At 71.7% G+C, this 12,879-nt stretch carries 10 protein-coding genes and 2 pseudogenes; 3 read left to right on the top strand and 9 right to left on the bottom strand.

Annotated features, from left to right (window positions below):
• From DQW85_RS17335 to DQW85_RS17300, 9 genes and pseudogenes are all read right to left on the bottom strand, one after another.
• A partial coding sequence (locus DQW85_RS17335) for a glycosyltransferase family 39 protein (RefSeq protein WP_240197242.1) occupies positions 1 to 1,343 on the bottom strand: 1,343 nt, incomplete at its 3' end.
• Positions 1,340 to 2,506: a bifunctional glycosyltransferase family 2/GtrA family protein gene (locus DQW85_RS17330; RefSeq protein ID WP_113701341.1), complete on the bottom strand. Its 1,167-nt coding sequence runs from the start codon at positions 2,504 to 2,506 to the stop codon at positions 1,340 to 1,342. The genes DQW85_RS17330 and DQW85_RS17335, both read right to left, overlap by 4 nt.
• 165 nt (positions 2,507 to 2,671) lie before the next feature.
• Positions 2,672 to 3,889, bottom strand: a complete 1,218-nt coding sequence (locus tag DQW85_RS17325; RefSeq protein WP_113701340.1) for an ABC transporter ATP-binding protein — start codon at positions 3,887 to 3,889, stop codon at positions 2,672 to 2,674.
• A gap of 9 nt (positions 3,890 to 3,898) precedes the next feature.
• Entirely contained in the window at positions 3,899 to 4,735 is an 837-nt protein-coding gene (locus tag DQW85_RS17320) for a carbohydrate ABC transporter permease (protein ID WP_113701339.1), read from the bottom strand.
• The gene (locus DQW85_RS17315) at positions 4,732 to 5,637 is read right to left on the bottom strand and encodes a carbohydrate ABC transporter permease (protein WP_240197241.1); all 906 of its coding nucleotides are present in this window, start codon (positions 5,635 to 5,637) and stop codon (positions 4,732 to 4,734) included. Before DQW85_RS17315 ends, DQW85_RS17320 begins: the two co-directional genes overlap by 4 nt.
• Positions 5,634 to 6,893, bottom strand: coding sequence for an ABC transporter substrate-binding protein (locus DQW85_RS17310; protein WP_113701338.1), 1,260 nt, complete (start codon positions 6,891 to 6,893; stop codon positions 5,634 to 5,636). The genes DQW85_RS17315 and DQW85_RS17310 overlap by 4 nt, the downstream gene beginning before the upstream one ends.
• Before the next feature lie 54 nt (positions 6,894 to 6,947).
• Positions 6,948 to 8,231: pseudogene (locus tag DQW85_RS45890) on the bottom strand (beta-ketoacyl synthase N-terminal-like domain-containing protein); the annotation flags it as partial.
• Between the two features lie 558 nt (positions 8,232 to 8,789).
• Positions 8,790 to 8,939 (bottom strand): hypothetical protein, encoded by a 150-nt coding sequence (locus DQW85_RS44550; RefSeq protein WP_162795067.1) that lies wholly within the window; start codon positions 8,937 to 8,939, stop codon positions 8,790 to 8,792.
• A 97-nt stretch (positions 8,940 to 9,036) separates the two neighbouring features.
• Positions 9,037 to 9,759 carry an NUDIX hydrolase gene (locus DQW85_RS17300; protein ID WP_113701337.1) on the bottom strand — a complete coding sequence of 241 codons (723 nt, stop codon included), beginning with the start codon at positions 9,757 to 9,759 and terminating at the stop codon, positions 9,037 to 9,039.
• 88 nt (positions 9,760 to 9,847) lie between these two features.
• Here DQW85_RS17300 and DQW85_RS17295 point away from each other — a divergent pair, with 88 nt between their 5' ends.
• From DQW85_RS17295 to DQW85_RS17285, 3 genes and pseudogenes are all read left to right on the top strand, one after another.
• Complete coding sequence (locus tag DQW85_RS17295; protein ID WP_113701336.1) at positions 9,848 to 11,665, top strand: hypothetical protein; 1,818 nt, start codon at positions 9,848 to 9,850, stop codon at positions 11,663 to 11,665.
• Entirely contained in the window at positions 11,662 to 12,606 is a 945-nt protein-coding gene (locus DQW85_RS17290) for a 5'-methylthioadenosine/S-adenosylhomocysteine nucleosidase family protein (protein ID WP_113701335.1), read from the top strand. Before DQW85_RS17295 ends, DQW85_RS17290 begins: the two co-directional genes overlap by 4 nt.
• Positions 12,607 to 12,661: 55 nt before the next feature.
• A pseudogene (locus tag DQW85_RS17285) lies at positions 12,662 to 12,879 on the top strand (hypothetical protein); the annotation flags it as partial.

Below are 12,879 nucleotides of genomic sequence, written 5' to 3'. Positions count from 1 at the left end.
GCCAGCCCCAGCGCCGCCGCGACGGCCCCGGCCAGCACGGCCCACGCCAGCCACGGGACGAAGTCCGGTGTGCGGCGCAGCACCGCGAACGCCCAGACCCCGGTGCCCGCCACCGCCGTGGGGAGCACCCAGCTCCAGGCACGCGACTCCCGGTAGGCCCGCCACATGAGCACCCCGCCCATCCCCGTGATCGCGCCGACGGCGGGCGCCATCGCGGTCGTGTAGTAGGGGTGGAAGGTGCCGGCGGAGAAGCTGAACACCACGTAGTGGACGACCAGCCAGCCGCCCCAGACCAGCCAGGCGGCCAGGGGCTGCGCGGGCACGCCGGGCGCGCCGTCCGCGCCGTCCGCCTCCTGTCGCCGCCTGAGCCCCTGGACCGCGGCGAAGACCAGCGCCAGCGCGCAGAACGGCAGCAGCCAGGAGATCTGGCCCGCGTTGAACGCGTTGAACAGCCGCTCCGGCCCGGCGGGCCCGCCGAAGGTGGCTCCGCCCGGCGCGCTCGACCCCTCCCCCAGCAGCCGGGCCAGCCCGTTGTAGCCGATGACCAGGTCGCGCACGGTGTTGTTGGTCGAGCCGCCGATGAAGGGCCGCGACGAGGCGGGCCACAGGTCGACGACCACCATCCACCACAGGCTGGAGACCAGCATCACGCCACCCGCCGCCAGCAGGTGCGCCACCCGCCTGCCGACGGAGGTCCTCGCGCACACCAGGTAGGCCAGGGCGAGCGCCGGCACGATCAGGTACGCCTGGAGCATCTTGGCGTTGAACGCCAGCCCGACGAAGAGCGCCGACAGCAGCAGGTGGCGCAGCCGCCCGCCGCGCACCGCCTCCAGGCAGGCCCGCACCGCCAGCACCAGCAGCAGCACCAGCAGCGCGTCGGGGGTGTTGTCCCGGTTGATCGCGACGGTGACGGGCGTCAGCACGATGACCGCCGCGGCGACGAGACCCGCCGCGTGGGCCTGCCCGGCCTCGACCCGGCCCGCCAGCCCTCGCCGTACCGTGGAGAAGACCAGCGCGACCGTCGCCACGCCCGCCAGCGCGTGCGGCAGCAGCAGGCTCCAGGTGTGGAAGCCGAAGACGCGCGCCGACAGCGCCATCACCCACAGCGCGAGCGGGGGCTTGTCGACCGTGATGAAGTTCCCGGCGTCGAGCGCGCCGAAGAAGAACGCCTTCCAGCTCTGCGTGGCCGAGAGGACGGCCGCGGAATAGTACTCGTTGGCGTAGCCCCGCAGCCCCCAGGCGTACAGCACGAGAGCGACCGCCAGAAGGCCCAGCAGCGCCGGCCGTGACCAGCGCGGATCCTCCGGGGCGCCGCGCAGCGGCCTGGTCAGGGTGGTGCTCACTTACGCCTCCGCTTCGGATTGAAGACCCACACGCGCAACAACATGAACCGCACCAGCGTGGCCATCGCGTTGGCCACCACGACGGCGCCCAGCTCGACCGCGTGCGAGGCGCCCGCCGGGACCAGGGCCAGCGCCCCCGTGCTCAGGGCGAGGCCCACGAAGAAGGCGACCGCTCCCTCGGCCTGGTGGCGCAGGACACCCGCGCGGCCGGTCACGCCGAAGGTGAAACGGCGGTTGGCGCCCGTGTTCGCCACGGCCGTCACGAGCAGCGCGACGGCGTTGGCCGCGAAAGGCGTCAACACCGCGCGCAGCAACGTGTAGAGCAGCAGGTAGGACAGCGTGCTGACCACGCCGACCGCCGCGAACCTGGGCAACTGCCTGCCCATGCCCTCGGGCATCCGCGCCCGTTCGACCGACGGCGGCACGGGGACGCGGGCCGCGCCCGACAGGACCTTGCGGGTCACCCGGGCCAGCCCGCGCAGGTCGTCGATCGCCGTCCGCACGATGTCCACCCGGCTGTCCGGGTCGTCCACCCAGTCGACGGGCACCTCGTGGATGCGCATGCCGTTCCGCTCGGCCAGCAGGAGCAGCTCGGTGTCGAAGAACCACTGCTCGTCCTCGACCTCCGGCAGCAACGCCTGGGCGATGTCGGCGCGCACCGCCTTGAAGCCGCACTGGGCGTCGGAGAAGCCCGCGCCCATGGCGCGCAGGATCAGGTTGTAGCAACGGGAGACGAACTCCCGCCTGGGACCCCGCACGGTCCGCGAGGCGCGCGCCAGCCGCGTGCCGATCGCCAGGTCGCTGTGGCCGGACAGCAGCGGGGCCACCAGCGGCAGGAAGGCGTCCAGCCCGGTCGACAGGTCCACGTCCATGTAGCTGAGCACGTCCGCGTCGCTGCCGGACCACACCCGGCGCAGGGCCCGGCCGCGCCCCTTCTCGTCGAGGTGCACGGCGCGCACGTTCGGCAGCCGCGCCGCCAGGTCGCGCGCGATCGGCCACGTCCCGTCGGTGCTGGCGTTGTCGGCGATCGTGATACGGAAGTCGTAGGGGAAGCTCTCGGTGAGGTAGGCGTGTAATCGCCCGACACTCGCCGCCAGGGCACGCTCCTCGTTGTGGACAGGGACGACTATCTCCACCAGTGCCGTGCGTAGTGCCGTACTCATGCGATCCACCGTCGTCTTCCGGTCTGTCTAGCGATCGGGCGGGTCATGGACCTCTGGGCTGAACCGTCGTGGTGCGACGCCGCCAGTCTGACCCGCGGGCCGTAAGCGGGATGTCAGGAGATCGAGTCAGGCTGGCGGGAGCACCACCGCACCCTCGACCTGAGGTCAGCCGGAGGCGCGCTCGGTGAGGTTCTCGCCGCTCTCGGGGTCGAACAGGTGAACGGCCTCGCAGTCGAACCACAGCCGCAGCGGCTCCCCACGGCGCGCCCCCGACTTGGGGTCGAGCTGCGCCACCAGCTGGAACCCGCCGCCCGCCTCATCGCTGCCCGCGTCCTTGGCCACCTCCTCCAGGTGCGCCGAGTGGACGACGGCGCGGGCGTCGAGCGTGAAGTACGCGAGCTTCTCCGGCCCCATCGACTCCAGCAGGTCCACGGTGCCGGTGAAGCTGCCGCCCGCACGCTCGTGCACCAGGGCCGCGTCCTCGAACGCCTCCGGCCTGATGCCCGCGATCACCTCTTTGGGCGCCTCTCCGGGCGCCTCTCCGGGCGCCTCCTCGATGTCGCGTCCGCGCCCCCCGACCGCGCGGCGCAGCCGGCCCTCCAGCGGTATGTCGCCGATGGGCGTGCGCAGGGAGTCACCGGTCACCTCGGCGGGCAGGAAGTTCATCGACGGCGAGCCGATGAACCCGGCCACGAACAGGTTGCGCGGGTGGTCGTACAGCTCCTGTGGCGGCCCGACCTGCTGGATGACGCCGGCCCGCATGATGACGATCCGGTCGCCCAGGGTCATCGCCTCGGTCTGGTCGTGCGTGACGTACACGGTGGTGGTGCCGAGGCTCTTCTGCAGCCGCGAGATGGAGGTGCGCATCTGCACGCGCAGTTTGGCGTCGAGGTTGGACAGCGGCTCGTCCATGAGGAACGCCTTGGGGCTGCGCACGATCGCTCGTCCCATCGCTACGCGCTGGCGCTGCCCGCCGGACAGGGCCGCCGGCTTGCGGTCGAGGTACGGGGTGAGGTCCAGCAGCGCGGCCGCCCGTTCCACCTTCTCGTCGACCACCGCCTTGTCGAGTTTGGCCAGCTTGAGCGGGAAGGCGATGTTCTCGCGGACCGTCATGTGCGGGTAGAGCGCGTACGACTGGAAGACCATCGCCATGTCGCGGTCGCGCGGCGCCATGTCGTTCATCCGCCGGCCGTCCACGCGCAGCTCTCCCTCGGTGATGTCCTCCAAGCCGGCGATCATGTTCAGCGTCGTGGACTTCCCGCAGCCCGAGGGGCCCACCAGGATGATGAACTCCCCCTCGGCGATTCGCACGTCGAAGTTGTCGACGGCCACCGTGCCGTCGGCGTATCTCTTGGTGACCTGGTCGAGCACGATCTCAGCCATGGTGTGGCCTCACCCCTTCACGGCTCCTGACGTCAGGCCGGCCACGATCCGGCGCTGGAAGAACAGCACGAAGATCACGATCGGGATCGTGATGACGACGGCCGCCGCGGAGATGGACCCCGTCGGGTCCTCGAACTGCGTGCTGCCGGTGAAGAACGAGATCGTCGCCGGGGCCGTCCGCGCCGCGTTCGACGAGGTGAGGGAGATGGCGAAGAGGAAGTCGTTCCAGCAGAAGATGAACGCCAGGATCGCGGTCGTCACCATGCCCGGCGCCGCCAGCGGCACGATCACCTGCCAGAACGCCTGGAAGGGCGTGGCGCCGTCCATCTTGGCCGCCTTCTCCAGCTCCCAGGGGATCTCGCGGAAGAACGCCGACAGCGTGTAGATGGTCAGCGGCAGCGCGAACGTGATGTACGGCAGGATCAGGCCCGGCCAGGTGTTGAACAGGCCGAGGGCCCGCTCGATCTGGAACAGCGGGCTCACCAGCGAGATCTGCGGGAACATCGCGATCAGCAGGGAGACGCCGATCAGCAGCCGCTTGCCCGGGAAGGTGAGGCGGGCGATGGCGTAGGCCGCCATGGTGCCGAACACGATGGCCACGAACGTGGAGATCAGGCCGATGCCGATCGAGTTGACCAGCCCGCGCACGAAGTCGTCGTTCTCGAAGATGCCGGCGTAGTTGTCGAGGGTCCACTTGCGCGGGATGAACGAGCCGTCGGTGAACGTGCTCGGGTCCTTGAACGACAGCGACGCGATCCACAGCACCGGGATCATCGCGTAGAGGACCACCACCGTGTTGATGACGACCCAGCTGGTCACGCGCTTGCGGTCGGGACGCTCCATCATCGCCCGCTTCCCGGCGCGGCGGTGCCGAAGCCCACGATGAAGACGACCGCGATGATCGCCACGCTGATCAGGATGAGGACGGACATGGTGTTGCCGATGCCGAGGTTCAGCCCGCCGATGAGGTTGTGGTAGGCGGTGATGGAGACCGAGGCGGTGTTCTGCGAGCCGTTGGTCAGCACGTAGATGTTGTCGAAGATGCGGAACGCGTCCAGCGTGCGGAACAGCAGCGCCACCAGGATCGCCGGCTTCATCAGCGGCAGCAGGACATGGGCGAACCCCTGCCAGCGCGTCGCGCCGTCCATCGACGCGGCGCGCAGCAGCTCCTCCGGCACCACGGCCATGCCGGCCATCAGCAGCAGCGCCATGAACGGGGTGGTCTTCCACACCTCCGCCAGGATGATGATGGCGATGGCGGACACCCGGTCGGTGAGCGGCGCCGTGCCCTCCGGGAGCATGGCGGCCAGCCAGCCGGTGCCGGGCGTCCAGGCGTACTTCCAGCCGTAGGCCGCCGCCACCGTGACGATGCCGTACGGGATCAGCACCACCGTGCGCACCAGCCCGCGCCCGACGATCGCCCGGTACATGGCGAGCGCGAGCAGCATGCCCAGCACCAGCTCGATCGAGACGCTGATCACGGTGATCACCAGGGTCACCCAGAACGCGCTCCACCAGAACTCGTTGGTGAGCACCACCGCGTAGTTGGACAGTCCCACCCACGCCCTGTCATCCGGGAAGCGCAGGTCGTAGCGCTGCAGCGACAGCAGCACCGAGTAGACGATCGGCCAGCCGGTGACCAGCACCATGATGAGCGCGGCGGGCGCGCACAGCCACAGTCCGAGCCGCCGCTCGGAGCGCTGCCCCTCGGTGAGCGCCCGGCGCGTGGCCGGAGCGGGCGTGGTCACGGGAGCACCCCCTTGCTCTGCAGCGCGGCGGAGATCTGCTCGCGCAGCTCGGCGAGCGTGACGGGCGAATCGATCTCGGCGGGCGGCGAGAGAGCGGCCGAGATCATGGTGGACACGTTCTGGTAGGTCGGCGTCTTCGGCCGCGGCGCGGCCGTCTTGAGCGCGTCGAGGATGGCGTCCCGCATCGGATACGGCTCCGCCATGGCGGGGTCCTTGTACACCGACTCGATCGTGGGCGGCAGCCCGTCCTTGACCGCGGCGGTGAGCTGGCTGGCCGGGTCGCGCAGGCACAGTGCCGCCTGGAACGACTCCTCCGGATGCTCGGAGTAGGTGCTCACCGCGAAGTTCCCGCCGCCGAGCGGCGAGGCTCCCGCCCCGTCGATGCCCGGGTAGGGCGCCCACTTGAAAACGGGCAGCATGTCAGGCTTGTTGGCGGCCATGGACGCGTACACGAACGGCCAGTTCACCTCGAACGCCGCCCGGCCGCCCTCCATGGCGAGCCGCGCGGCGTCCTCCTGGGTGTTGGGCAGCGACGGGTCGGCCGCCTTGGACGTGGCGTAGGCGCGCATCACGTCGAGGGCCTTCAGCGCGGGCGGGCCCAGCGCCACCTGGGTGCCGCCGGTGTTCAGGATCTGCCCGCCCGCCGAGGCGACCAGGCTGTTGAACCAGACGACGAGCCCCTCGTACTGGGCGCCGGTCACCTCGCCGTAGTGCGGCTTGCCCCGCGCCGCCAGCTCGGCGGCGACCGCCATCATCTCGTTCCACGTCCGCGGCGGACTGGGCACCAGGTCGGAGCGGTACCACAGGAGCTGGACGTTCGTGTTGTACGGCGCCGCGTACAGCTTGCCCTGCCAGACGGCGGTCTCCAGCGGCTTGGCCAGCGTCCCCTCGCGCGCCTGCGCGGCGTGGTCGCCGGTCCACTCCCGGATCCAGCCCGCCTCGGCCAGCTCGGCGGTCCAGGTGACGTCGAGCCCGAGCACGTCCAGCCCGGGGTCGGCCGCGGCGAGCCGCCGCACGAGCTGCTCACGCTGGCCGTCGGCGTCGCGCGGCAGCGTGTTGAGCAGGATCCGGTAGCGGCCCGCGGCGAGGTCGTTGCAGCGGGCCACGATGGCCTCGAGGTTCTCCTGCGGCGCGTTGTAGAGGTTGACCAGCGGCACGCCCTCGTCGCCACCGGACCCGCACGCGGCGGGAAGGAGCGCGACGGCGCCCAGCAGCAGGGCCGCGGCCCTGCGCCCTCTCGTCGTCGCCCTCCGCATGATCGGGCACTACCCCGCCACCTGAGGCTATGACCAAGCGCAGCCAATCACTTACTAAAAGCCGGACATGGCCATGTCGCGATCAAGGGGCGGAGTCAGTCGCAGGCGAGCGGGCTCGGCCAGGACCGTCCTCGCTCTCTCGAAGTCCGCCAGCCGGGCCGCGACAGTCGCCACCGCCAGCCCTTCCGGCAGAATGGCGGCGAACCGTGGACCGGAAGCCTGGCCTGAGCCCGGGTGCCGGTCAGTCCAGAGCGGCCAGCCAGTCTTGGACCACCTCCGCGGTCTTTCCCGCGTGCTCCTCCAGCATCGTGAAGTGGTCCCCGGGCACCTGGACGAGGTATGCGGCTGCGGCCGGCCCGTCCGCCAGTCACCGTCGGCGACCAACTGGCCCGACGCGTCCCGCAGCGGCTCCGAGGCATGCACCACCAGGGTGGGCGTGGCCACTGGGGGCTGCTGCGGCTCGGCGAACAGCTCCAGGTATCGGCCCATCGCCGAGAGCCGGGCGTCGGTGGAGGCCAGGACATCGCTCTCCCGCCGGGCCATCGCGGGGAAGATCGCGCGGAGCACGCCGTCCGCCGCGGAGGCGTCGGCCGCGTACGTGTCCAGCAGCACCACACCGGCGGCCGGGCGGCCGGCCTGTTCCAGCCCGGAGGCGACCGCCGAGGCCATCACCACCGCCGCATCGAGCGGCTTGAGCATCACGACCGCGCCGCCCTCGCCCCGGACGAAGCCGTCGGCGCTCTCGTCGAAGACCGCACAGCGGCCCTGCACGGACAGCGCGCCCAGCCCCGCCGCGGCGGTCATGCTCTGCGGCGACAGGATCAGGTTGACGCCCCCGGCGAAGGCGACCTCCGACTCGCCGCGGCGCAGGCTCTCTCAGGCCAGGTGGACGGCGACCAGCGATGACGCCTGCGCGGCGTCCACGGCGTAGCTCGGGCCGCGCAGGCCCAGCGACCAGGAGACCCGGTTGGCGATGAGGGCCCGGTGCAGGCCGATGAAACTGTGCGTCCCAGTGTGCCCGCGCCGCGCCGCGAGCATCGCGTAGTCGTCACCCATCACGCCGATGAACACGCCGCCACGGGTGCCGCGCAGTTGATCGTCGCGTATGCGGGCGTCCTCCATCGCCTCCCACACCAGCTCCATCGCGAGCCTCTGCTGGGGGTCCATCTCGGTGGCCTCGTCCGGCGCGACGCCGAAGAACGCCGCGTCGAAGCCGCCGACCTCGTCCAGGAAGCCGCCGCGCCACCGGCCCGGGCCGCGCTCGGCCGGCCACTCGCCGATCGCGTCCCCGCCCTCCGACAGCAGGCGCCAGAACTCCCCCGGGCCTGAGGCAGAGGGAAGCCGACACGATCACCGCGATCGCGTGTGCGTCCAGGTCCTGCCGCTCGTCCGCGTTACCCTGCCGCGCTGTAGCCATGCGTGACTCCTGACTCTGTGTTCGCGCCGCGACGCGGCATTGTTCCCGTGCTCCAGGAGGTCACCGCGCTGGTCGAGCGGCAGATCGCCGCGCTCGACCAGACGGCACACCCCGCTGACCGAAACCCAACGCGCGGCGGCCCTGGTCCCGAGCATCACCCGAGTCGAGGTGGTCGCCCTGGTGATGGTGCTCGCCGCACAAGACGAGATCGCACACCAGGCCAGTCACGCCACAGGCGCCGCTCAATGGACCTGCGAGCGCCCCAGCCGCCGTATGCCCCTTTTCTGCAGGACTCGCCACTGCGTTGGTTAGGAGGGGCGTTCCCTCTGTCCCACATCACCTTGACCGGGTTCGGTGCGGCGCACGCTCACCGGCTGCGCCCTGGTCCAGGCCAGAAGCACGGGGATCGTCTTCTACGCACAGTCTTCTCCGATCGAGCTTCGATCACATGGCGGTCGGGGTGCTCCGAGCAGCCCTTCCTACATCACCGCGCAATTGGAGGATTTCCGATGTGCGCTTTGGGCCGCATCGGTCGAGCGACCCATTCGGCCGAAGAATTCCGCACGGCGCGCGGCGATCAGGTTGTGGAGCAGATCACCCGCCGCGCACAGTTCGTACACCGTCGGCATGCAGTCGCAGGTGTGACTCCGGCCCCTGACGGAACCACACCTGGCATCGACTCGGACCGCAGCACCCCTGCGGAGCGGGGGCTGACGGCTCTGGGGGTCAGGGGAGGGTGACGTCGCCTGTGCGCAGCAGTGGGGGGATCAGGAGGGAGGCCGGGCCGCGGCGGTAGAGGGCGGCCGGGCGGCCGATCTCGGGGACGCGGCGATCGCCCGTCGGCTCCAGGAACCCCTCCGTCCGCGTGACCTTCCTGCGGAAGTTGCTGGGGTCGAGCTTGAAGCCCCACACCGCCTCGTAGATGCGGCGCAGGTCGCCGACCGTGAAGGGCTCGGGGCAGAACGCCGCGGCCACCGTCGTGTGCTCAAGCTGGGATCTGGCCCGTTCCAGCCCGTCGCGCAGGATCGCGGCGTGGTCGAAGGCGAGCGGCACGCCGCCGTCGAGGGCGGACGACAGCGACGTCCACCGGGCCGCGGCGGCGTCCGTGCCGGCGACGGGGAGCGGCAGGTCGGGGCCGAGCGCCAGGTAGGCGACGGTGATGATGCGGCCTCGCGGGTCGCGTGCCGGTTCGCTGTAGGCGTGGAGCTGCTCCAGGTGGAGCTGCCGGCCGTCGAGGGCGGTCTCCTCCCGCAGCTCGCGCAGCGCGGCCTGGTCGAGGGTCTCGCCGTGGCGGACGAACCCGCCGGGCAGCGCGGCCCGGCCGAGGTAGGGCTCGTTGCCGCGCTCGATGAGCAGCACGTGCAGCCGGTCCTGCCGGACCGTGAAGATCACCAGGTCCACCGTCACCGCGACCACCGCCGCCGGGCGCCTGCCCGACCTTTCCGTCATCGGCACACTCTAGCTAAAGGTCAGCTTGACTCAAAATACCTCGCGGACTTATGGTCAAGGGGACCTAAACAGGGCTAGGGAGAGCGGCATGGCTCGATCCGGGACGGCGCGAGAAAGGCACGACGAGTACGGCGGCCAGTACGAGCACGTCGGGGGCCGGAGCCACGACCAGGGTGGAGCGCCGAAGGAGGACCTCGCCACCCGCCACCTGTGCGCCGGCGTGTACCTGGACCCGGCCTTCTGCGGTGTCGTGCTCCGGCGGGTGCACAACGACACGGCCCGCATGGTCGCGCCGTCGTACGGCTTCGACCTCGTCCCCCTGGTCGGGCACGCGTGGCTGGCGTGGTTGCTGGACACGGTGCAGCATCTGGGGGTGCTGGCGGTGTTCGCCGTCGGTTTCGCGGTCCGGCCGCCCGCCGCCCTCGTGGTGGCCTGCGGGCTGGGGTTCTGGTGGCTTTCGGGGGTGACGGCCAGGAGCGCCGTGGTGGTGCTCCCCCTCCGGGCCAAGGCGACGGCGGACCGGTGGCTGCGGCGGACGAGGTGGCTGAGCGACTCGGACGAGCTGCGGGAGCAGGTCCGCCTCTTCCGGCTCAGCGGCGCGGGCTGCCTCGCCCTCGCGGTGACGCCGCCGCTGCTGGCCGGGTTCGCGCGCGTGCCGCTCGGCGAGCTGGCGCGGGCGGCGGGGCTGCTGGCGCTGCTGATAGCCGTCGTGGTGGGGGGCCGGGGGGCGGTCCAGCAGCTGTGCCTCAACGGCGTCCACGGGGCGGACTCGGCCTGGCCCCGGAGGCTCACGCTGCGGCTGCGGGCCATCCGCGAGCAGCAGGACCACCCGTACGTGGTCTACCGCAGGCCCACGCCGCCCGAGCCCGACACGGACGCGAAGCGCCGCCTCGGGCTCGACCCGGCCGGCGAGGACGGGAGCCCGTTCGTGGGCAGCGGCGAGCTGGTGCACCGGTGGCTCCCGCCGCTCACGGTCCAGCTCCTGAAGGCGCACGGCGTGACGGGCATCCGCGGCCACGCCCCCATGGCGGAGCTGGAGGACCCGTCCCCGCCGTTCAGGGCGCACGAGCTGATCGCGTACCTGAAGACGGCGATGGAGCCGATGGGGGACAGCGCCGATCCGACGGGGCTGCGCGGCTTCAGGGTGCGGGACCGGCTCTACATCGCCGAGGCCGACGTGCCGCCCCGCGCCGAGTGGCTCAGGAGGCCGGTCGGCCAGGCCGACATCGACCGGACCATCGACGAGCCCTACGACGACGTCCACCACTTCCTGGAGATCGGGGCGAGCGCCACCGGGGAGCTGGTCACCACGGTCTTCCTCCGGGTGACCGTCAAGGGGCGGGCGCTCAGCCTCGACTTCGCCGCCTGCGCGCTCACGCGGACCCCGGTCGAGTACCACCTGCTGGACGCGTTCGCGGAGAGCGGCGCGAGCGCGGTGGTGCGCTCCACGCTGCGCGGGCTGTTCCGCCTCCCCGCCGAGGTGGTGCGGGTGTGGCGGCTGGCCGAGGCGCCGCTGATCCTGGGCGGCGCCGTACGGGCCCGCCGCAACCGCCTGCTCAGGCCACGGCGCGGGATGGCGATCGGCCCGCGGCTGAGCGTCCGTGAGGACAAGTCGACCCCGTGGGAGCAGGCGCAGCTCGACGAGGTCACGATCTACGACCACGTGAAGCTCATCGAGCAGCGCCTGCTCAAGGCGGCCGAGGACTTCCTGCGGCGACACGGGATCGACACGTCGTCGTTCGAGAGGCGCGCGGCCAGCATCATCAACACCGGCGTGCTGAACATGGGCGGCAAGACCGAGATCAAGCAGTCGGCGATAGGTGACAAGGCGCAGGTCCGCGCGGACTCGCGGGACACCGGCGCGCATTCCGGCCACTCGACGGCAGGCGAAGGAGACCAGGGATGAGCGGCAACGGAAACGGCAGTCACGGCGACGCCGACACGCACAGCACCAACGGCGTCGTCAACCACGGCGTCGTCACCATGGGCGGGATGACCGAGATCAACCAGTCCGCGGTCGGGCGCGGCGCGACGGTCATCCTGCCTTCCGGCCGGGGGCCGGAACGGCCGCCCGCCCGGCGCGCCGACGTGGGCGTCATCACCATCCTGAGCGAGGAGGCGGGGGCCGTCCGGGATGTGCTGGGCCTGCACTGGGCGCCGGCGGGCGGCCTGCCCTTCTTCGAGGGGAGCGTGGAGATCCGGGGCACGGTCACCCGGGTCGCCGCGCTCCGCTCCCTGTCGCAGGGGCAGCGGTCCGCGGTCATGGCCTTCGACCACCTGCGGCGGCACTACGCCCCCGCCATCGTGGTGCTGGCCGGGATCGCCGGGGGCGTGCACCGGGACACCGCGGTGGGCGACGTCGTCGTGTCGACCCGGGTCGTCTACTACGACCTGCGGAAGGAGACGCCGGACGGGCGGCTGCGCAGGGGCGAGGAGCGGGAGGCGCCCGCTCCGGTCGGCCACGCCGTCAACTCCTTCTTCACCGACCTCGGCTCGCCGGCCAGGTTCCGGGGCACCGACGGCGACGGCGTCACGCGCGGCTTCCGGGTGCACACCGGGCCGATCGGCTCCGGCGACGCGGTGATCGCGGACGCGGAGTCGGAGATCGTCCGCTACCTGAAGGCGTACAACGACAAGATCCTCGCGGTGGACATGGAGGCCGGTGGGCTCACGCAGGCGTTCCACGAGCAGGACGGGCCGCGGGCCGTACGCGGCTGGGCCGTCGTACGCGGCGTCTCCGACAGTGCCGACCAGGACAAGGACGACGATCACCACGACGTCGCCGCCCGGCACGCGGCCACGGTCCTGCGCGGCCTGCTCCCCTACCTCCCCACCCGCAGAGGGTGACCCGCGACCGGAACGACCACCGGACGACGGCCGGAACGACGACGAGGAGACGGTCGTGGACGACTTCGTGCTCGGCGTGGTGAGCTCCCTGCTGGCGACCGCGCTGACGGTGACGGGGAGCTGGGCGCTGTCCATGCGCTCGCGGGAGTGGCCGGTGGCGTTGCTGTCCCGGCTCACCGGCCTCGGGGTCCGCCGCGTGCTGCCGCGCCAGCGGCTGGCCGTCCCGGAGCTGGCGGCCGAGCTGGCCCGCGCGCGCTGGGTGCGGGTCCTCGC

The sequence above is a fragment of the Nonomuraea lactucae genome (genome assembly GCF_003313395.1).
Taxonomy (GTDB): Bacteria; Actinomycetota; Actinomycetes; order Streptosporangiales; family Streptosporangiaceae; genus Nonomuraea; species Nonomuraea lactucae.
The sequence above is the reverse complement of the archived record's forward strand: the minus strand, read 5'-3'. Positions and strand labels throughout refer to the sequence as shown.